18 protein-coding genes and 1 pseudogene are annotated in these 20966 nt (G+C 71.2%); 6 read left to right on the top strand and 13 right to left on the bottom strand.

All coding sequences use genetic code 11. The features are described from left to right. Positions 1-12 precede the first annotated feature (12 nt). The 6 genes from ND748_RS03535 to eccD all read right to left on the bottom strand — a co-directional run bounded on the left by ND748_RS03535 (position 13) and on the right by eccD (position 7416). Positions 13-3150, bottom strand: coding sequence for a hypothetical protein (locus ND748_RS03535; RefSeq protein WP_251743965.1), 3138 nt, complete (start codon positions 3148-3150; stop codon positions 13-15). Positions 3151-3152: 2 nt separating this feature from the next. Further along, positions 3153-3575 carry a hypothetical protein gene (locus tag ND748_RS03540; RefSeq protein ID WP_011604110.1) on the bottom strand — a complete coding sequence of 141 codons (423 nt, stop codon included), beginning with the start codon at positions 3573-3575 and terminating at the stop codon, positions 3153-3155. A 190-nt stretch (positions 3576-3765) separates the two neighbouring features. Continuing rightward, positions 3766-4062 carry a WXG100 family type VII secretion target gene (locus ND748_RS03545; protein WP_251743967.1) on the bottom strand — a complete coding sequence of 99 codons (297 nt, stop codon included), beginning with the start codon at positions 4060-4062 and terminating at the stop codon, positions 3766-3768. Between the two features lie 66 nt (positions 4063-4128). After that, entirely contained in the window at positions 4129-4443 is a 315-nt protein-coding gene (locus ND748_RS03550; protein WP_011604108.1) for a WXG100 family type VII secretion target, read from the bottom strand. Between the two features lie 101 nt (positions 4444-4544). After that, positions 4545-5942 (bottom strand): type VII secretion protein EccB, encoded by a 1398-nt coding sequence (eccB, locus tag ND748_RS03555; protein WP_251743968.1) that lies wholly within the window; start codon positions 5940-5942, stop codon positions 4545-4547. A 1-nt stretch (position 5943) separates the two neighbouring features. Continuing rightward, positions 5944-7416 (bottom strand): type VII secretion integral membrane protein EccD, encoded by a 1473-nt coding sequence (eccD, locus tag ND748_RS03560; protein WP_251743970.1) that lies wholly within the window; start codon positions 7414-7416, stop codon positions 5944-5946. 99 nt (positions 7417-7515) lie between these two features. Between eccD and eccCa the strand changes: the two genes are divergently transcribed. Then, entirely contained in the window at positions 7516-11520 is a 4005-nt protein-coding gene (eccCa, locus tag ND748_RS03565) for a type VII secretion protein EccCa (protein WP_251743971.1), read from the top strand. On the opposite strand, the gene ND748_RS03570 is transcribed toward eccCa, so the two are convergent. Then, positions 11512-12522 carry an NAD(P)-dependent oxidoreductase gene (locus ND748_RS03570; protein WP_251743972.1) on the bottom strand — a complete coding sequence of 337 codons (1011 nt, stop codon included), beginning with the start codon at positions 12520-12522 and terminating at the stop codon, positions 11512-11514. The two genes, eccCa and ND748_RS03570, sit on opposite strands and share 9 nt — an antisense overlap. 117 nt (positions 12523-12639) lie before the next feature. Further along, the gene (locus ND748_RS03575) at positions 12640-13497 is read right to left on the bottom strand and encodes an SAM-dependent methyltransferase (RefSeq protein ID WP_251743974.1); all 858 of its coding nucleotides are present in this window, start codon (positions 13495-13497) and stop codon (positions 12640-12642) included. A gap of 252 nt (positions 13498-13749) precedes the next feature. Between ND748_RS03575 and ND748_RS03580 the strand changes: the two genes are divergently transcribed. Then, positions 13750-14721 carry an aldo/keto reductase gene (locus ND748_RS03580; protein ID WP_251743975.1) on the top strand — a complete coding sequence of 324 codons (972 nt, stop codon included), beginning with the start codon at positions 13750-13752 and terminating at the stop codon, positions 14719-14721. A 20-nt stretch (positions 14722-14741) separates the two neighbouring features. Here ND748_RS03580 and ND748_RS03585 read toward each other — a convergent pair whose 3' ends face one another. From ND748_RS03585 to ND748_RS03600, 4 genes are all read right to left on the bottom strand, one after another. Next, entirely contained in the window at positions 14742-14882 is a 141-nt protein-coding gene (locus ND748_RS03585) for a hypothetical protein (RefSeq protein WP_251743977.1), read from the bottom strand. 336 nt (positions 14883-15218) lie between these two features. Then, entirely contained in the window at positions 15219-15731 is a 513-nt protein-coding gene (locus ND748_RS03590) for a hypothetical protein (protein ID WP_251743978.1), read from the bottom strand. Further along, positions 15728-15925, bottom strand: a complete 198-nt coding sequence (locus ND748_RS03595; protein WP_251743979.1) for a hypothetical protein — start codon at positions 15923-15925, stop codon at positions 15728-15730. The genes ND748_RS03590 and ND748_RS03595 overlap by 4 nt, the downstream gene beginning before the upstream one ends. After that, complete coding sequence (locus ND748_RS03600; protein ID WP_251743980.1) at positions 15918-16271, bottom strand: DUF397 domain-containing protein; 354 nt, start codon at positions 16269-16271, stop codon at positions 15918-15920. Before ND748_RS03600 ends, ND748_RS03595 begins: the two co-directional genes overlap by 8 nt. 489 nt (positions 16272-16760) lie before the next feature. On the opposite strand from ND748_RS03600, the gene ND748_RS03605 reads away from it, so the two are divergent. Continuing rightward, the gene (locus tag ND748_RS03605) at positions 16761-18161 is read left to right on the top strand and encodes an XRE family transcriptional regulator (RefSeq protein ID WP_251743981.1); all 1401 of its coding nucleotides are present in this window, start codon (positions 16761-16763) and stop codon (positions 18159-18161) included. 92 nt (positions 18162-18253) lie between these two features. Here the strand turns inward: ND748_RS03605 and ND748_RS03610 are convergent. Then, a pseudogene (locus tag ND748_RS03610) lies at positions 18254-18817 on the bottom strand (hypothetical protein); the annotation flags it as partial. 54 nt (positions 18818-18871) lie between these two features. Here ND748_RS03610 and ND748_RS03615 point away from each other — a divergent pair. From ND748_RS03615 to ND748_RS03625, 3 genes are all read left to right on the top strand, one after another. Next, positions 18872-19501 (top strand): pyridoxamine 5'-phosphate oxidase family protein, encoded by a 630-nt coding sequence (locus tag ND748_RS03615; RefSeq protein WP_251743982.1) that lies wholly within the window; start codon positions 18872-18874, stop codon positions 19499-19501. Then, the gene (locus tag ND748_RS03620; protein WP_251743983.1) at positions 19491-19901 is read left to right on the top strand and encodes a hypothetical protein; all 411 of its coding nucleotides are present in this window, start codon (positions 19491-19493) and stop codon (positions 19899-19901) included. Before ND748_RS03615 ends, ND748_RS03620 begins: the two co-directional genes overlap by 11 nt. Positions 19902-20043: 142 nt before the next feature. Continuing rightward, on the top strand, positions 20044-20966 hold a 923-nt coding region (locus ND748_RS03625; protein ID WP_251743984.1), incomplete at its 3' end, for a serine/threonine-protein kinase.

A 20966-nucleotide genomic window follows, 5' to 3' on the forward strand; every position in this document is an offset into this window, starting at 1 on the left:
CGCCCTGCGGTGTCAACGCCCACGACGGGTGCGGCTGCGATCGGGAGTGGGCGGCACCGGCGTCGGGCCGGCGGGACGGTCGGACTCGGCGTCGGCGGGGCCGTCCCCGCGGCCCACGACGGCCGGTGCGCATTCGGGGTCCGTGCCCCACACGTCCTCGTCCTCCGTCAGCCACGTGTTGCGCTGCCGTTCCTTGGACTGCTGGCCCTGGCCGCCGCCGAGCCCGCCCATGCCGCCCATCGGCATGAACGGCATCCCGCCGGACATGGGCGACCCCTTGACACTCATCGACCCGTCGGCGCCCCCCAGAGCGCCGGCACCCGCCAGGTCGCCCAGCCCGGTGGTTCCGTCCCGGCCGAGCAGGGAACCGTCGCCCGTCCCGAGTGGCTGTGAATTCGGCAGGGAGACGCCAGCCGTTCCGAAGCCCGCACCGCCGACTCCGGGAACCGTCCGGGCCATCGGCTGCTGGATGTTCCCGACCTGCACTCCCGAGCCGGCGGCGAGGTCATACGGGTCGGGTGGGCTCACATCCAGACCGTCGACCGCCGTGGGAAAGTATGTCTTCGGCGTCCCGTTGCCCGCCAGATCGGACGGGCTGAGCAGGCCGTTGTCGCCGAATCCGGCGCCCCCGACGGAGTCCGGGCCGAGCGTCGGCAGCGTGTTCATGCCGGCCCCGGTCGTGGCGTTCGGGCCGAGCAGACCCGCGTGCTGCAGCGTGTCCAGCTCACTCGGAGTCACCGGCACCGAGTCCAGTAGGCCGTTCTGCTGCAGGTCGGCGAGCTGGGCCGGGCTGAGGTCCCCGAGCGAGTCGATGCCGCTGGCGTTGGGGCCGAGCAGCCCATCCTGACGCAACTGGTTGAGCTGCGCATCCGTGACCGGCACATTGTCCAACGCACCGGAGGAGCCGAGCTCGGCCAGTTGCGCCGGGCTCAGATCGCCGAGGTCGTGCGGCGTGCCGGTGGTGGGTCCGAGCAGACCGGCGTCGCCCAGGGTCTGCAGATTCTGCGGTGTGAGTGGGACATCGTTGAGCAGACCATCGCGCTGCAGTTCCTGGAGCTGCTGGGGGCTGAGGTCGCCCAGCGTCTGGGCGCCGGGAGCGGCGAGACCCGCCTGCTCCAGCGCCGCCGACTGCTCCGGGGTCAACGGCACGCCGTCGAGCTGCCCGGCCTGCTGAAGCGTGCTGAGCTGCTGGGGGCTGAGGTCGCCCAGCGTCTTCGGTACGGAGTCGTTGAGGCCGCCGAGGTCCTCCCCGTCGCCGAGTCCGTTCAGCCCGCCGGCGAGGCTGTTCGGGCTGTTCGGGCTGTTCGGGCTGTTCAGCCCGGCAAGGGCCGCCGGGCCGCCGACAAGGCCGGACAGGTCGCCCCCCGGCCCGTTCGGACCGTTGCCCAGGTTGTCGTTCAGCCCGTCGTTCAAGCCGTTGCCGACGTTGTCGTTCAACCCGGTCAGACCGTCACCCAGACCGGTCAGACCGTTACCCAGGTTGTCGTTCAACCCGGTCAGACCGTTGCCCAGGTTGTCGTTCACCCCGTTCAGTCCGTCACCCAGACCGTCGAAGTTCTTGTTGAGCCCGTCGTTCATGTCGTTCAGGTCGTTGTTCAGGCCATTGTTCATGTCGTTCAGACCGTCGTTCAGACCGTTCAGGCCGTCGTTCAGACCGTCGTTCAGACCGTTCAGGCCGTCGTTCAGACCGTTGTTCAGGTCGTTCAGGTCGTTGTTCAGACCGTTGTTCATGTCGTTCAGACCGTTGTTCAGGTCGTTCAGGTCGTTGTTCAGACCGTTGAAGCCGTTGTTCAGACCGTTGAAGCCGTTGTTCAGGCCGTTCAGGCCGTTATTCAGGTCATTCAGACCGTTGTTCAGACCGTTGAAGCCGTTGTTGAGGCCGTTGAAGTACTTGTCGAGATCCTCGGGGTTGAACGGCGGCGGGTCAGTGGTCTCCGGGTTATCGTGTGGAGTGCGGGTGACCGGCGGCATGGCGGTCATCTTGACCTTGCCGGCCGCGGCGTTGAACTTGTCCATCATGTCCTGGGCCAGGCCCACGGACGGCGCGAAGCTGTCCTGCACCTTCTTCGCCCACGCAGCCCGCAGGGCCTGATCGGCGGCGAACCAGGACGGCTGCCGGAGCACGGCGAAGTCCCCGGTGACGCCACTCCACTCGGGAAAGCGAATGTACATCTCCCGCCACAGGTCGTACTCGTACTCCCCGAGCTCGCCGCGGATCCGTCCGGTCTCCCACAACCCGTGGGAATGGTTGTAGTTCGGGTCGGTACCGTAGCTGCTGAACACCGTGGAATCGTCGAACATCTGGACGATCAGCGTGTAGGGGTCCGGCCAGACGCCGGGCGGCCCCCCAATCGGAGCCCTCGTCTCCCCCTGACCGCTCTGCCCGTTCCAGTAGGCATTGTCCAGGAAAAGCTGGTTCACGAAGTTCACCGCGCTGGTGACGGCCTGCCCCAGGGGATCGGACCAACTCTTGATCTGGTCGAGGACGCCCTGCACACCGCGCCTGGCTGCATTGACCTGATCCCGGAAGGCCGCGGCCGCCGAGCCGTCGAAATTCTCCACCTTCGTGTCCAGCCGGGAGACGTCGTTGTCCAGATCCTCGAAGATGGCCTGGGCCCACTCCCCGACACGCTGCAGGGCCACATTGACCCCACGCAGCGTGGCCGGATCGAACGGCGTGCGCGGACCGGCGATCTGCGGGATGTCCTTGAACACCGCGGCCCAGGCCGCCCGGACGTCCATCAACGGATTGCTGTCCCCGGCGCCCGCGGGCGTCGGGGAGTTGCGGTTCGCCGACGAGGAGTCGTCCTGCTTCCCGACCCACAGGGTCAACTGCTCCGCGTTACTCATGCTGTCGCTTGACATCCAGCGCCAGAAGGTGATCGCGCCCTGTTTGAACTTGGGCTTCCAGCTTCCCAGGGTGTGGTAGTGCTCCTCCCGCTCTTCGGGAATCAGCCAGGGCGCGCCGCCGGCACCCCCGATGGTGCTCGGCCGCAGGTTGTCGGCGACGCTCTTGCTGGTTGTTCCGTTCGGTTTGGGCGAGTCCCCGTCGCCCGGGCCGGTGGCGAGATTGAGTCCGCCGTCGGCCGCGCCGACGGTATACCCGAGGATGGTCTGGAGGATGTCCTCGATCGGCTGGGCAGCAGCCATTGTCAGCTCCCCTTGCCCTGATCGGTCGGGCCGTCACCCGGCCCCTGGGGCGTCTCCGTGGGGATGAACCCCGAGAACTCCTCTGCCGTCATATCGTTCAGATGCTCGACCGCGTCCGTGTCCTCCAGCAGCGACTGCAGACCCCAGTACAGGTTCGACGCGTTGGAGTACACCGTGTCGAACCGGCCGGTGAGGTTCTTGCGCACCTTGTCCAGGTCCTTGGCCAGCTTCACGGCCTCGGTGAAGTCCGCGCCCCCCAGGCTCAGGGGAAACTGATCACCCAGGGTCAGGTCGGAGTAGGTCTCACCACTGTCCCACTGGTAGTCGGCCAGCCGGGTGTCCATGTCCTGGAGCAGGTCGCCGTACTCGGTTCGGAGCCGCTGGAGGGTCGGCTCGTCAATCTTGATCGTGAACTCGGTGCCCAATGGTCTCTCCTGTCGTTCGCCTCGGTTTTTGTGTCCTACCAAGAGAGCAGCGGCCCGACCGGCCCGCGCGGACCGTCACACCGGTAGTGGTCCGCGCGGGATCCGGTCGGCCACCGAGCACGAGAAGAATCTGGTTACCGGCCGCGTACGCGATGGGGAGATACGCGGGTGTCCGGCGTGACGGGCATCGTCAGAGGAGCGAGCCGAAGACGCTCGCACCCTTCCTGTCACCCAGCACGTACTGGTTGTGAATCTCCTCGAGCTTCTGTCGGCCCACCGCGAGGGACAGCTCCATGTCCTGCTGGCCCTTGTTCCACTGCTGCTGGGCCAGCGTGTAGTTCTCCGGCGCGGAACCCGCGTTGGCCTGGATGAAGAGCTGCACCTTGGACACGAGATCGGCGAGCGACTCCTCGAGCTTCTTGGTGACGAAGGTGAGTTCATCTGCGGTGTCGAGGGCGCCATTCGGGCTGAACTGGTAGGTGGCCATGTCTCCTCGTTTCCCCGGATTCCGAATTCCGGCTCAAGGTTGGGTCGGCGATCGGCCGGCTGCGCCTCAGGTGAGTCCCTGGGCCCAGCTTGAGCCGATCATCAGGGCGTCGTCCTCGGTGCTGGTCGTGGTCTTCGCGTAACTGACCATCGATTCGTTCAGCAGGTTCAGCGCCTGCCTGACCTCGTTGAAGCCGTTCTGCCAGCCGGAGATGGCGTCGCGGTACTTGTTGGCCGCGACGCCACCCCACGTCGAGAAGAGCATGGAGCTGGCGCCGTCGATCGTCTGCTGGATGTTGTTGCACTCGTCCTGGCAGTTGTCAAAAGCCTTGATCATGTTGATGGTGGTGGCTTCATCGGCGACGAGAGACTGATCTGGCATGGACGTGCCCTCCGGGTTTCGGACAGAACATCATTGATTCCAGTGGTCATCAGGGCGGGGTCATCAGGGATGTGGTCATCAGGGGCGGGGTCCTCCGGTCGTCACCCCCGTCCCGGCGTCGTCAGCGGCGGTCCCGAGGGCAGGAGCGCCAACAACTTCCAGGGCGCGGCGACGGCCTGCTGCGGCGCGTAGCCGAGCGCCTTGACCGCGTCCCCACTCACCGGGTAAGCCATGCCGCTGCCGTCGACCAGGACGCCCGGCTGCTTGTCCACGTCCGCCGCCCGGCTGCCCCGCGGCAGCACCCTGGGTACGACCAGGGCGCCACCACCCGCGGCGACGCCGATGGCGGTGTCGCCGGACGTCCGCCGGCCCGCGGCCGCACGCACCGTCGAGACCACGACGTCGAACGTGGAGCCGGCCGGATCCGGCGAGGACTCGACGCAGACCGACTCGCCCGCGGACGGCAGCCGGATCGGCGGTGGCGTTGCCGGCAGGGTGTTCTGCGGCGCCGCCATCACGGCGCGCGCGGCGGTGGCAAGGTCCCCCGGGGTGATCGGCTGTTCCGGTGCGTCGCCCGCCTCGCCTCGGGCCAGGGCGAACTGGGTCGGGCTCAGCGCGGTCAGCCCGGACCCCAGCAGGATGTAGTGGGCGACCGATCCGGTTGCCGTCGTCACCGCGAACAGCTCGCCCCGCCGGGTGGCCTGATCCCCGATGCGCGGTCCGGGTGTCCCGGCGTCCGGCACGGCGACCGGGGCCAGATCCGGCCCGGGCGGCACCAGGTCCAGCCACGTCCGGGGAACGGCGGTGGGGATGATCGCGCCGAAACCCAGCACGTCCGCGGCCCAGGGCCGGGCCAGCAGCAACCGCTGTCCGTTCCAGAGCAGGTACTGCTGCCCGTCGGCGGAGACCAGCAGTCCCGCGTCGGCGCCGAGGCGGGGCTTCGCCGGGGCAACGCCGACGTCGAGAACCATGGCCGGCCCGGCGCCAGGGCCGTCATCACCGGCGGCACCGGCGACACCGGCGGCACCGGCGGCACCGGGCCGGGTGCACAGCCGCCACACGCCCTTGTTGAGGCGACTGGGGTCGGGCAGCGTGTCCGGCGCGTTCGTGAGGCCGAGGGGGGCGCCACGCGGCACTCCGGTCAGCCTGGTGCGCGGCACCACCACGGGTGAGATGGTCTTGCCCGTCAGCAGCCGGGCCGAGGCGATGTTGCGCACCGGCCGCAACGCGCCGTCGACCAGCAGGAACCGGCTTCCGCTCGACTTGTCCACGATCAGGGCGCCGGGTTTGCGCCAGGCCGTCGACCCCCGCGCGGAGATCAGCGCCCAGACCGCGACCACCGCCAGCAGCAGGATCGCCGCCACCCCCCCGGTGATCAGACCGCGCAGGTCCCGGCGGGTCGGCGACTCGAGGATGTCCGGTTCGGCCCGCACGAGCGCCCCGGTCAGCCGGAACACCAGGTAGTTGTGCGCGTTGACCTGGTCTCGTCGGGAGCGCATCTCAGCCGACCACCGAACGGATGAACCCGACTCCGCCGAGGATCCCGACCACCAGCGGGACCGAGACCGCCAGCGCGATGGCGTGACCCCAGTCGCCAAGCCGTCCCCAGATCGGCGTCAGCCGGCGGCGGGGAAGCGTGTACGCGCAGGCCGCGGCGACGACCGCCAGCAGCAGGGCCAGCACCATCGGCAGCGCCGCGCCGCCCCCGAGCACTCCCGACCGGGCGGGCAGCGACAGGACGACGGCGGCCAGGCCCGCGCCGGCGGGCAGTCCCAACGCCAGGCGGTGCCAGGTACTCGTCATCGGGCGGGCGGCGAGCACCTGTGCGAACCCGACGAGGAGGGCGACCGTCGCCGGCGGCCAGCCGGGGGCGAGCGCCAGCCGGAGCACCGCGGCGGTCGACACGACCCCGCCGGCCGCGTGCAGGGCGGTCATGTAACGGTCGGCCCGGGCGGTGCGGGCCAGCAGTTGCGCCCCCGGTTCGGGGTCGATGTCGTCCTGGAGGTCCTCCGGTTCGACCGGCAGCGGCGGCAGCGTCAGCCCGGCGAGCTTGAACGAGGCCATCGGCACCGCGGGACGGGCCGCCACGCAGAGCAGCGACATCACCGCCGCCGTCTGGGTCCAGTCCAGCCCGGCGGCGGAACTCAGCTCGCTGGCCACGGCGGCGGCGAGCGCCATGGCCGTGACCGCGAGGCCGACCGGCAGAAGAGTGTCGCGCACGGACGTCACGACCAGCACCAGCAGGCTCGCGAGCACGGCGACTCCCGCGCCGGCCAGCAGCATCTCGGGCAGGTGGGCGCCCGCGCCCGCGTCGGCATAGGCATCGGCATCGGCGACCTGGAGAACCACCGCCTCCACGGCGAAGGCCACCACCGCACCGCCGAGCAGCGCGGTCACCGCGCGATCCCGCTGCCCCCGGCTCGACCCGACCATGGCGACGAACAGCAGCATCGCGACGACGCCCACCGTCACGGGCCGGCCGAACACGTCGTCGCCGGCGTCGGTGGCGCCGTGGGCGTCCGCGGCCGGGGGGGAAACGTGCGGACCGGCCAGCACGGGCACCGCGAGCGCCACCAGCAACCACACCACCAGTGCCAACGCCGACACCGTGTGGGTGGTCCGCGGCCGCCACAGACCCGAACGCGCGCTGATCCCGGTGGAGACGCCGTCGATCAGGTCGTCGAAGTCCAGCGGCGGTATCTGGTCCGATCGGGGGCGGACGTGGACGGTGTCGCCGTCGAGCAGCTCGTGCTCGGCGACGCTGAGGTCCTCGTCCAGCGGGGGCGAGCCGAGCCGCTGCACCACCCAGCCGCTGTGTTCCAGCCCGCGATCGGCGAGATCGGGGCCGAGACTGCGCAGCAACGCCGGCATCAGGTCGGTCAGGGGCACGTGCGTGGGCACGGACAGATCGACCCGGCTGGTCGGCCCGATGACGAGAAGACGGCAGACCTCCGCCGCGCTGCTCTGTGCCATACCTCCGGCACGACGGGGTCAACCAGGCCGGTTCATCGTCGTGATTCAGGTCACATCCGCCGGTTCAACTCTGCGTCGGGCCGGGCGCGTGTAAAGGACATGGCCACGGTCGCCTTCCGCCGCCCCGCTCGCCGCACCGGCCCGGAGATGCCGCACGGTGAGATCACGCTTCAGGAGCCACCCACCGTCCCCGAGGTGCAGAGCGCGGGCCTGCGGGTGCTGCTGATGGTTCTCCCGATGGCCCTGATGTCGGGCGGGATGATGTACTTCTACATCGGCCGCTCGGCGTCCGGGCCGATGGGCCTGGGAATGATGGCCGTGATGGGCGTCGGCATGGCCGGCATGGGTCTCAGCCAGGTCCTCACCCAGTCCGGCGACCGCAAGCACAAGGTGGGCGGCGAGCGCCGCGACTACCTGCGCTATCTCTCCCGCACCCGCCGGCAGGTCCGGGGCTACGCGGAGAAGCAGCGCTCCGCCCTCGCGTGGCGCCACCCGGACCCGGAGTCGCTGTGGTCGCTCGCGATGACCAGCAGGTTGTGGGAGCGCCGCCCGACCCACCCGGACTTCGGCGAGGTGCGGGTGGGGACCGGAGCGCAGCGGCTCGCCGTGCGGATCACCCCGCTGCAGACCAGCCCCGTGGAGGACCTGGAGCCGGTGTCCGCGAAGGCGCTGCGGCGGTTCACCCGCGCGTACACGACGGTCCCCGGCCAGCCGGTCGCCCTGTTCATCCGCGGGTTCGCCCGCATCCAGGTGGACGGCGACCGCGAGGTGTCACTGGGCATGGTGCGGGCGCTGCTCGCTCACATGGCCACCTTCCACGCCCCGGACGAGGTGCGGATCGCCGTGTGCGCCTCGGCCGAGCGGCGCGAGGAGTGGGGCTGGGTCAAGTGGCTGCCGCACGCCCAGCACCCCACCGACCGGGACGCGGCCGGCCCGGTGCGGCTGTTCGGGGAGTCGCTGGACGACGTCGAGCGGCTGCTGGGGCAGAGCTTCGGGGAGCGGGCGCGGTTCGAGACCGGCACGGCGCCCTCGCGCGCCGAACCGTTCGTCGTCGTGGTCAGCGACGGCGCCCGGATCTCGCCCGGGACCCGGTTCCTCGTCTCCGGCTACCGCAACGCCGTCCTCGTCGACTTCGAGCCCAACGGCGGCGGTGGCAACGTCCGGCATCTGCTGCACCTCGACGTCGCCGCCGACGCCATGGACATCGTCGAGATCGACCGGGTCGGGCGGGAGGTCCGGACCCGCCTGGCCACCCCGGACGTGCTCTCCCGGGTCCGGATGGCGATGCTGGCCCGGCTGATGGCCCGGCACAGCGCCGGCGAGAGCGCCGAGCAGACCCCCGACGGGCTGAGCGCCAACCTCGACCTGCCCGACCTGCTCGGCCTCGGCGATCTGGAACGCTTCGACCCGAGGACCGTCTGGCCGACCCGGCACGGGTCCGAGCGGCTGCGGGTGCCCATCGGCGTCGCCGCCGACGGCTCGCCCATCGAGCTGGACATCAAGGAGTCCGCCGAGGACGGCATGGGGCCGCACGGGATGCTGATCGGGGCGACCGGCTCGGGCAAGAGCGAGCTGCTGCGCACCCTCGTGCTGGCGCTGGCGGCGACGCACTCGTCGGAGACGCTGAACTTCGTGCTGGTCGACTTCAAGGGCGGCGCGACCTTCGCCGGGCTGGACCGGCTGCCGCACGTGTCCGCGACCATCACCAACCTCGCCGACGAGGCCGCGCTGGTGGACCGGATGCGCGACGCGCTGCGCGGCGAGCTGGTCCGCCGCCAGGAGCTGCTGCGCCGCGCCGGCAACTTCAGCTCGGTGCGGGACTACGAGCAGGCCCGTGCGCAGGGCGCGCCGCTGGCCCCGCTGCCCACCCTGTTCGTCATCGTCGACGAGTTCAGCGAACTGATCGCGGCGCACACCGACTTCATCGAGCTGTTCGTGATGATCGGCAGGCTCGGCCGGTCGCTGGCCGTCCACCTGCTGCTGGCCTCCCAGCGCCTGGACGACGGCCGCATCCACCAGCTCGAGGGCCACCTGTCCTACCGGGTCAGCCTGCGGACCTTCTCGGCGATGGAGTCCCGGTCCGTCATCGGCGTTCCGGACGCCTACGAGCTGCCCGCCGCGCCGGGCAACGGCTACCTGCGCTCCGACGTCGCGACGATCACCCGGTTCAAGGCGGCCTACGTCTCCGGGCCGTACCGGCTGCGCTCGACCCACGTCGACCAGGACGTCATCGAAAGCCAGGTCGTGCCCTACGGGACCGATCACGTCCCGGTCGTCGTCCGGGAAACCGACACCCCTGGTGACTCCGACGAGGCCGACAGCGGCGACGCCACCGCCAGCACCGTGCTGGAGGTGCTGGTCAACCGACTGATCGATCAGGGCCCGCCGGCGCACCGCGTCTGGTTGCCGCCGTTGGAGCAGTCGCCGAGCCTGGACCAGGTCCTGCCGCCGCTGCTGCCCGACCCGGAACACGGGCTGCGGCCCGTCGACGCCGGCGCGGACGGGCTGCTGACAGTCCCGGTAGGGATGATCGACAAGCCGTTCGAGCAGGTCCGAGACCTGCTGACGGTCGATTTCGGTGGCGTCGGCGGCCATCTCGGGATCGCCGGCGGGCCGCAGAGCGGCAAGAGCACCCTGCTGCGATCCGTCATCGCCGCCCTCGCCCTGACCCATTCCCCGCGCCAGGTGCAGTTCTTCTGCCTGGACTTCGGTGGCGGCTCGCTGGCGAGCATCGCGGATCTGCCGCACGTCGGCGGGGTCACCGGCCGCCACGACCCGGACCGGGTGAGCCGGACCGTCGCCGAGATGGTCTCGCTGCTCGGCGACCGGGAGCGGCGGTTCGCCGAACTCGAGGTGTCCGGGATGGCCGCCTACCGCGCGCTGGTCGCGGCGGGACGGGTCCCGGCGGAGGAGTTCGGTGACCTGTTCCTCGTCGTCGACGGGTGGTCCACCCTGCGCCAGGAGTTCGAGGCGGCGGAGGCGGGCGCCCGCGAGATCGCCTCCCGGGGGCTGAACTACGGCCTGCACATCCTGCTGACGGCCGGGCGGTGGTCGGAGATCTACCACACGATGCGGGACAAGATCGGCTCCCGGTTGGAGCTGCGACTCGGCGACCCGGTGGAGTCCGGCATCGACCTGCGGGCGGCCGCCGCGGTGCCGAAACTGCCCGGCCGCGGGCTGACCGACACCAAGCTGCACTTCATCGCCGCCCTGCCGAGAATCGACGGCGCTGGCTCGGTCGACGATCTGGCGCACGGCACCCGCCACCTGGTCTCCGCGGTCGTGGACGGCTGGCCCGGCCCGAAGGCGCGGGGTGTGCGGGCGCTGCCCGCCCTCCTGCCGGTGGAGCAGTTGCCGCCCCCCGACGGCGAAGCCGCCGCGATGCGGGTCGCCCTCGGCGTCGACGAAAGCCGGTTGGAACCCGTCTGGCACGACTTCGGCCAGCTCCCGCACCTCACCCTGCTCGGCGACGACGAGAGCGGCAAGACCAATCTGCTGCGGCTGGTGGCACGGGCGATCACCACCCGGTTCACCCCGGCGCAGGCGCGGATCATGGCGGTCGACTACCGTCGGCGGCTCTTCGACGACATCCCCGACGCCTACCGGCTGGGCTACTCGGTGTCGTCGGACAGCACCAGGGCGACGGCCCGCGACGCCGTCGCCGGCCTCACCCCGCGGATGCCCGGCGCGGACATCTCACCGGAGCAGCTTCGGCGGCGCGACTGGTGGTCCGGGCCGCTGCTGTTCGTGCTCATCGACGACTACGACCTGCTGACCGGCTCGGACAACCCGCTGACCGCGTTCGTGCCGCTGCTGCCGCAGGCCGGCGACATCGGCCTGCACGTCGTCGCCGGCCGGGCCGCGGCCGGGCTGATGCGCATGTCGATGGACCCGTTGCTGCGCCGGCTGCAGGAGCTCAACACCCCCGACCTCGCGCTGTCCTGCCCGCGCAGCGAGGGGCCCCTGCTCGGCGGGGTCAAGCCGCGGGTCCTGCCGCCTGGGCGGGCGCTGCTGTGTACCCGGCGGGGCAGCCGCCTGATCCAGACCGGCTTCGTCGCCGAGAACAGCGCCGCCGGCAGTACGGCCGGATCATCCTCACGGTGATCCACCGCGGGTCGATTCGAGGGCCGAGGCCGGGGCGGGGGCGGGGGCCGAGGCCGGGGCCGGAGCGGGGGCGCTGCGGGATTCGAGGGCCGTGAGGACGGCGACCATGTCGGCGGCGGCACGGCCCTGCGCCACGGTTTCGCGGTAGAGCGCCTCGCAGACGTCCGTCAGGGGCGAGGCGATGCCGGCGGCCCGGGCCGCCTGCGTGATCAACTGGATGATCTCCAGCACGTCGGGGACGCCCGCCTGCACGGTGAAGTCGCGCTCGACGAGCTTGGGCAGCTTCACCCGGGAGACGTCGCTGGCCATCGGACCCGCGGCCAACACCCGGCCGAGCACGCCGAGGTCGACGTCGTTGGACCGGGCGAAGTGCACCGCCTCCGCCAGGCCCGTCACCAGCGTGACAAGGAACAGGTTGACGGCCAGCTTCGTCGACATCGCCCGGGGAACTCCCCCGCAGTCCACCAGGTCATGGCACATCGGGGCGAGCAGCGCTCGCACGCCGGCGACGTCGGCCGGGTCGCCGGCGAGCATGCCCACGAGCCGGCCGGCCTCGGCGGGCCCGCGCGACCCGGACACCGGCGCCTCGACGAAGTGACCGCCCACGGCGCGGACGTCGGCGGCGAGGGCCCGCGAGTAGGCGGGCGACGTCGTCCCCATCTGGATGAGCGTGCGGTCGCGCAGCCGGGCCGGGAAGGTCGGGCCGGCGCGGTCGAGCACCGCGTCGATCGCCTCGGGACCGGCGAGCATCACGATCACGGTGCGGCAGCGCGCGAACACCTCGGCGGCGTCCTCGGTGGTCGCGGCCCCGACCGTCGCCAGCGGCCCGGTGCGGGCGGGCGTGCGGTTCCACACCACCAGCGGTCGGCCCGACGCGGCGAGGTTCACCGCCATCGGCTGGCCCATCGTGCCGAGTCCGAGGAAACCGACCGGCGCCAGGTCCGAGCCGATCAGCGGCCCGCCCCCAGACGCCGGGCCGGCCGTCGTGGATGCCGAGGACATCGCGTCACCCTCCCCGCTTCGACCGGACCGGGACAGGGCCAGTATCGAGGCCGGACCAGGATCTGGCCTGGCGACCGAGCGGGGGCCGGGTTCCACGGCCGGCGCAACGCGCGCCTGTCAGACCTTTCGACCGACCGCGCCGTAGTTGCTGACCTCCAGGTCGGTCAGCCCGGTGGCGGTGCCGTCGGGGCGCCAACGGTGCACGACCTGTACTCCCGGCTCGACCAGCTCCAGACCGTCGAAGAAGCGCGCGACCTGCGCGCGGGTGCGCGGCTGCAGGGGGATGCCGCGGCTGCGGTAGGTCTCGGCAACCTGCTCCCACCCCGGGTCCTCGTCGGCGGTGATGTGGGACAGGGCGAGGTAGCTGCCGACCGGAAGCGCGTCGACGAGGCGACGGACGATGCCATAGGGATCATCCGAGTCGGGGACGAAGTGGAACAGCGCGATGAGCGACAGCGCGATCGGCTTCGTCACGTCGAGGGTGTCGCGCAGCTCCACCGCGCTCAGGATGCCCTCGACGTCTCGGACGTCGACGTCGAGGTAGGCCGTGGCGCCCTGGGGGGTGCCGGTGAGCAGCGCGCGGGCGTGGGTGAGAACGATCGGGTCGTTGTCCGCGTAGACCACGCGCGCGTCCGGGGCGATACCCTGGGCGATCTCATGCAGGTTCGGCGAGGTGGGGATGCCGGTGCCGATGTCGAGGAACTGCCGGATCCCGACCTCGCCGGCCAGGAAGCGGACCGTCCGGGCCAGGAACGCCCGATTCTCCCGGGCGACGAGCCGCAGGTTCGGGAACGCGGCAAGGGACTGCTCCGCCGCCTCCCGATCGGCGGGGAAGTTGTCCTTCCCACCGAGGAAGTAGTCGTACATCCGAGCCGAATGCGGCTGGTCGGTCTTGAGATCCACTGGGTTGCGCTCCTCAACGAGACTCTGCCACCACCGCCCGCCCGTCAGGTCCCGCCCGCCTGTCTCCGTCATCGCGGCCAGCCCCCCTCACATCTCTGGCGATTCCCTCCCTAATGACCCTAACTGGTGGGTCCCCTCACGCTCCGACGCGGGCGTCTTCGTGACCCTCGCCACGCTGCGCGGGGCCGGTGTGTCGGCGGTTTGGGCACGTCTGGCGGGCCAGGGGGTGGGCCGGCCACCGGGGACTCCGGCAGCCGACGGACTAGTTTGGTCACGGGTGCAGCACCCAGCCCGTCCCGCCTCACTCGGATTGGATCACGGCGCATGCAGCATGTGTCTCTGGCCGGCCTGGACGTCTCCCGCCTCGGTCTCGGCGCGATGGGGATGTCGGCGTACTACGCCGGCGCCGGCGCGGACGATGCCGAGTCGATCCGGACGATCCACCGGGCGCTGGACCTCGGCGTCACCTTCCTGGACACCGCGGAGATCTACGGCCCGTACCGCAACGAGGAGCTGGTCGGCAGGGCGATCGCCGGGCGGCGCGACGAGGTGGTGCTGGCCACCAAGTTCGGGCTGATCTCGCACCGCGACGGTGACCGGCCCGGTCTGGACAGCTCGCCGGCGAGCCTGCGGGCCGCGCTCGACGGGTCCCTGCGCCGCCTCGGGGTGGAGCACGTCGACCTCTACTACCAGCACCGGGTGGACCCGGACACGCCGATCGAGGACACCGTCGGCGCGCTCGGCGAGCTGGTCGCCGCGGGCAAGATCCGCCACATCGGCCTGTCCGAGGCCGGCGTCGAGACGATCCGGCGGGCGCATGCTGTCCACCCGATCACGGCCCTGCAGACCGAGTACTCGCTGTGGTCGCGGGAGCCGGAGGCGGCGATCCTGCCGCTGCTGCGCGAACTCGGCATCGGTTTCGTCCCCTACTCCCCGCTCGGCCGCGGATTCCTGACCGGCCAGATCCGTTCGGTGGACCAGCTCGAGGCCGGCGACTTCCGCGGCGGCAATCCCCGCTTCGCCGCCTCGGCGCTGGCACAGAACCTGCGGATCGTCGCCGAAGTGGAGGCCGTCGCCGGCGAGGTGGGGGCGACCCCGGCCCAGGTGGCGCTGGCCTGGCTGCTCGCCCAGGGCGACGACCTCGCCCCGATCCCGGGCACGAAGCGGGTCAGCCGGCTGGAGGAGAACGCCGCAGCGGACGCGGTCGTCCTCACCCCCGACCAGCTCGCCCGCCTCGACGCGATCGAGCCGCCGGCCGGCGACCGCTACGCCGACATGTCCACCATCAACCGCTGACCGCTCCGGTCAGCGGGTGGTCAGCGGGTGGGGCCGAGCCGGTGGGACAGCCGGTCACGCAGCGGGGTGATGCTTCCACTCGCGGAGCAGCCGGCAGCCAGAAGGGTCGCGGCGGCGAGCAGGGCACCCAGAGCCGTCCAGGTGTGGCTGTTCGCGCGCACCGCTTCCTCCTGACATGGTGACCTTGCCCAGGGTCAGCCCTCACCGAAGTGATCGATATCGGTCAATCTAGGCAGATGTACCCGACGCAGAGGGTAGGGGCATGCGTCGTTCCGTGCCAGCCCTATCACTGAAACGCCAGCGCCGACAGGTCGGGCGACGACTCCGCACCCTCCAAGATCGCGCGTTCAACGAACGCGGTGCTGGCCCAGCCCTCCACCGTGCGCAGCCGAATCGGGTGCCGGTCACGAGGACGGAGGACCCCGCTGGAGGGGCAGGGTCCTCCCGATAGCGGCGACGGTCGAGGGAGAGAGGCGTTCCGCCGCCACCAGGTTCGGTCAGCCGGTCCGACCGGCCGACTGCCAGGCGGCATACCGACCGGCCGGCATGATCTCCCACACCTGTCGGCGCACCCAAGGCTCCGCTTCCGGAACACCGACCCCCTGCTCGGCATCGACGAGGACCTCGACGTCGTGGGCGACCACCCGACGGCCATGGGTGGACGTCTCAGGTCCGACCGGTTGCCTCCCGGCGAGGACCACGCCGAACGGCCGGGCGAATACTCCCAGCCGCAACCCGACCGTGAACGCCAACCGGGTGGCGTCCGCCGGAGTGTCCTGGGGATGCATCGCAACAATTCCCACGTCCGTCATGGCCACCAGGCCCATGGCGACCTCGACCAGCCGATCGGCCGACACCGGGATGAATTCTGCTTCGACTGGCGCCCAGCCCCGGCCCACGTCATAGGACAGCGGCGCCGCGACCAGCAGCCCGTTGCGGTCGGGAACCTCCATGTCCACCAGCGAGCGATACCGGTCGTCCTGCGCCGCGACCCACGAAACGCCGCTCACCGGCCGGCCACTTCCACCGGGATCGGCAGCAGCACCAACGGCACAATCCGCCAATCGGCGTACCGGTGTTCCTGCGCGTAGCCTTCCGCCGCCCCAGGCGTCGGGAACGGTCCGACCGTCCCGGTTACCACCCGGGCCTGGCCCTGCAAGACCGCGATCGCCCACAGCACCGGCGCACCGGCCGCCTCACCCATCGCCGGCCGCCGCCTGCCGCGGTTCCGCGGAACCGTCCCGGTGCGGCGCCGACGAGAGCGCGCTGCGACGTAGCCGCGCGAACTCCCCGCTGCGCAGACCGGCGACGAACGCCGACCACTCCGACAGCTCGAACAGCAACGCCGCCCCCGCCATCGGACCCCGGCCGTGGCGCACCGCCACCCCAGGCCCGGCCAGCCTCGACACCGGCGACCAGCCCGGCACCGCCGCCACCTCCACCGCACCCGGCCCGGCTCGCGACGACCGCAGCCAGAGCAGGCGGTCCCGGCCCCAGACCCCCAACTCGCACTCGACCCGCGCGCAATGCTCGTCTTCCCAGGCACCCACGCCAGAACCTCCCCTCTCCCGCCGGACGGTGAACGACGGCCCCGGCCGGGGATACGCGGTCAACCCGACCGGAACCGTCACCGACAAGTCCAACCCGCGGACCGACAGCACGACAGCGCACCCGTTAGCAGCACCTTTAACCATGTGTCATGCGTGGCCAGCTCTACGTCATGCGCGCTGCGGGAAGATGACGTAGGAGCACTCGACCGTCCTGCTCCATCGCGCGTTAGTCATCCATGAGCCATCCGTACGCCATCGCCCAGATTTAGTCATCGGCCGAGTCATCTAGCCATGATCCGAATTCGGATTTCGGGTATCCGCGTGGACACGGGGCGGAACCGTTCGTGATCCGTTAGCGTCCTCACCGCACGGCGCGACATGGTCACACGGACAGGGGGCGACGGTGGCGCAGGTCCAGCACCCGCAGTGGAACCCGGCCCTGCTCCGGGAACACCGCCATGCCAATGTTCCGCGGTCACCGGCCTGACCATGGAACAGGCCGCCGAGAAGATCCGTAACCTGCGCTTCCCTGACGGCGCCACACCGCCCGCCGCGACGTTCCAGATGATCGGCCGGCACGAACGCGGCCGGGTCCACCCCGGGATCGGCTACCAACGCGCCTACGCCGCCCTCTACCGCATTAGCCGATCCGCCCTCGGATTCGGCCCGCCCCAGCTCAGCGGCCCGCACCATCCCGCCATCCGCCAGAGTGACCCGTCGCTCACCGGGGACGGGGTGGAAACCCCCGGCCGGCTGGGTCACCATAGGAGAACCGGCGCCGTGCCAGCCAACATCGGCCTGGAACGGCTCTGGCAGCCCGGCACGCTGCCCGCGGTGTTCGAGGAGGTGACCGCCACCCTGACCGCCTCCCCCCTCCCACGCCGCCAGTTCCTCACCCTCTCCGGCGTCGCACTGGCCGCTGCCGCCCATGAATGGCTGGTCGCCGACCCCGCACGGATCTCCGCCGCCCTGGCCGGTCGCCAAGCCGACGCGGCCGTGATCGCCGACCTGAACGGCGGGGTTGATCTCCTCCGTCGCCTTGACGACAAACTTGGTGGTCAGGCCGTCTACGGCATGACCGTCGAACAGCTACGGCTAGTCGTCGGACTCCTGCGCAACGCCAGCTACAGCCAGGCGGACGGAAAGGCGTTGCACGCCATCGCCGCCGAACTGTCCCGCATGGCCGGCTGGACCGCCCAGGACACCGGCGCCCACGGCACCGCCCAACGGTTCTACCTGCTCGGCCTCCGCGCCGCCCACGAAGCCGATGACCCCGGCATCGGCGCGAACATCCTGCGCTGCATGGCCGTACAGGCATGCGGCCGGGGCGACCCCCGCACCGGCGTCGAACTCCTCCGCTCAGCCCGCGCCGGCGCACGCGGACGGCTCACCGCCACGGAGAACGCGATCCTCGCCGGACAACTTGCCGTCGCCCACGGCCGCGCCCAGGACCGCCACGCTGCCCAGAGCGCCGCCGACGAAGCCCGCGAGCACATCGCGCAGGCCCGGCCCGACGAGGACCCACCCCACGTCTACTGGGTGACCACCGAAATGATCTCCTACCACGCTGGCGTGTCCATGATCTTCAGTGGCGATCCCGCCGCCGCGATCCCGCACGTCCGATCCGCGATCGACCACGCCAGCCCAGACATGCCGCGTGACCTGCTGGAGTTTCAGGCGAGCCTCGCCGTGGCCCACGCCAGAGCCGGAGACCCGGACGCCGCGGTCCACCTCGCGCACGACGCGATCGACGCAGCGCCCCTGACGTCCTCCGCGATCTTCGGAAGCCACTTCGCCGAAGTCTGCCGAGAGGTACACGCCACCGGCCATCCCGGCGCGAAGGACCTGGCCGAACACCTCCGAGTAGCCACCGGGGCCGCAGACGTCTGACCAACACAAACAGGAACAGAAGATCCATCGCAGACTTTATATGCGGTTTCAAGGGCGGCCCTTCGGGCCGCCGCGCCGCACGCCGCCGCGTCGGCGACGGCGAACTCCCGCCAGCCGAGCTGGTGACAGACCACGTCGCCGACGGCGAAGCCGGGGTCGGTGCTGGCGACGACCTCGCCGAGCGCCGCCCCCGGCACGACGACACCTAGGGCAAGCCGGGGCAGCGGCAGGTCGACGTCGCCGAGGAACAGACGGGCGGCGGCGTCGAGGGCGAACAGGGTGGTGCGGACGACGACCTGGCCGGGCTGCGGGGCCGGCACCGCGGCCCGCTCCACGCGGAAGTCCGCCAGGGTCGGCAGCCCGACCGGGTGCGCGGCGAGACACACCTGCCGACCGGCGGCCGGGGTGGGCGCCGGCGGGGTGGGCGTCGACGAGGTGGGCGTCGACGAGGTGGGCGAGAACGCAGCGAGTGAGGAAGCGGAGGGTGAGGAGGCAGCGGGTGTGGAGGCGCTCATGCCGCCGACAGCAGGAGTTGCCGTAGGCGTAAAGGTCAAGCCCGCCACGCGGAAAAACTGTCGCCGCCCGTCCTCACCGCCCCGTCCGTAGGAAGCGGGAGTCTCGGTCTCGTGCACCGCACCGTGAACGCGGGGTTTCATCGGGGGCGGGGCTTCGGCAGCGTCGTCCCAGTTCCCACCGGAGGGAGATCGGATATGACGATTCCGACGGAGAATGCCGCCGCTGGTCCGGGCGCGGAATTACCCGACCGGCGCGGGCACGACGGCCAACCGCCCGGCGATCCCGTCAGCGGCGAGCACCGCCGGTTCCTCGCCGAGCACACGCGTGGCTTCCTGATCACGACCGGGGCGGACGGCGGCCCGATCGGCTACCCGATGACCGTCCGCTGGTGCGACGGAACGCTGGAGTTCAACACCTACCGCAGGAGCGCGAAGGTCACCCATCTGCGGCGCGATGGCCGGGTGTGCGTGGTCGTGGTGCCCCGTGACCGGGCCGCCGATCGGCGGGTGCTCAGCGTCTGGGGGCGTGTGCAGCCCGGTGAGGGGAGCATCGAGCACTGGATGCACGGCGACGGCAACGGCGAGGATCCGACGCCGGGCCTGTCTGCTCCGCCCCACGTCCTGACGCCCCAGGCCACGCCGTCTCCCGCCGCGACCCCGCAGGTCGCGACCCCGCAGGTCGTGACCCCTCACGTCGTGACGCCACCCCACGTCGTCAGCAGGGTCCGGGAAAGACTCCTCGACGGCAGGCGGATCATCATCCGGGTAACCCCGCTCACGGCCCTGTTCATGCACGCGGCGGAAGGAGCAGACGATGCCGGCTGAGCGCCGCCGGCGGATCGCGATGGGCGCCGAGCAGCTCGCGGCGTTCCTCGACGGTTCCGCGGAGATGGTCGTCGCCTACGTGGACGCGGCCGGTTGGCCCGTCGGCACCCTGGCCTCCGCCGACCGGCACGGGGAGGAGATCACGGTCGAGTTCGCCGATCCGACCGGGACCGCCGCCGGGGTCGGCGTCGGCGACGCGGTGTGCTGCGTCGCCGAGGAGGGGGCCAGGTACGACGAGATCAGGGGCGCGATCGTGCGGGGCGAAGTGACCGCAGCTGCGACCGCGACGGCGGGTGGCCGGCACCGATGGACCGTCCGGGAGCGGCACACCAGCAGCTTCGATTTCGCGGCCCTGGCCGACCCGGAATCCAGCGGACCCGTCAGCCCACACGAAACCTGACGATGTCCCCGTCATGGTGACGGGTGACGGGTGACGGCGATACCCCGAGCGCTGCGCATCGCCCGTCTGCAGACATATATGCTTATCGCCACAAAGCGCGCCTCGCCCGACCGGCCAGGCGGATCGTCCGGGGGGCGCCGACATGACCGGAGAAGACGAGGCCGTCGGCAGGATTGTCGGAAGCCGGTATCGGATACTCGACCGTCTCGGCGCTGGCGGAATGGGCACCGTGTGGCGCGCCCGCGACGAGACACTGAAAGTGGACGTCGCGTTGAAGGAGGTTCGCCTCCCGGCCGACATCTCCGCCCGGGAGCGTGCGGAGCGGGTCGCGCGTGCACGCCGCGAGGCGGAGCACGCGGCTCGGTTGCGCAGCCATCCCGGGATCGTGACCGTCCACGATGTCCTCGACGACGCCGGCCTGCCATGGATTGTCATGGAGCTGATCACCCAGTCCGACTCGCTCCTCGACCGTCTGCGCGCTCGGCGGCTGTCCGTCGACGAGGTCGCCCGGATCGGCGCCGACGCGGCCGACGCGCTCGCCTTCGCCCACGATCGCGGGGTCGCGCACCGCGACATCAAGCCGTCCAACATCCTGCTCACCCAGGACGGACGGGTCCTGCTCACCGACTTCGGCATCGCCTCGCACCACGACGACAGCACTCTCACCGCGACCGGAGTCGTCGGCACCCTGGCCTATATCGCCCCGGAACGCTTCGGCGACGGGCCGCCGGACCTCCGTAGCGACGTGTTCTCGCTCGGGGTCACCCTTTACCAGGCGGTCGAGGGCGCTCTTCCCTTCGGGGGCGAGAACACCGCCGCGATGCTTGCCGCAATACTCTTCGAGCCGCCGCGCCCCGGCCTGCGGGTTGGTCCACTCGGCGGTGTCCTGTGGGCAATGCTGGCGAAGGTCCCCGCCGAAAGACCCGACGCGCGAACCGCGGCGACGCTGCTCCGCCAGGCCAGCCGCCCCATGACCATCACCGCGCCGACGCAGCGCCCCGCGCCGCACCCGCCGCACTCGCAGCACTCGCAGCACCCGCCGGTGTCGCCGCGGCTGCCACCGGC

The sequence above is a fragment of the Frankia sp. AiPs1 genome (assembly GCF_023716945.1).
Taxonomy (GTDB): Bacteria; Actinomycetota; Actinomycetes; order Frankiales; family Frankiaceae; genus Frankia.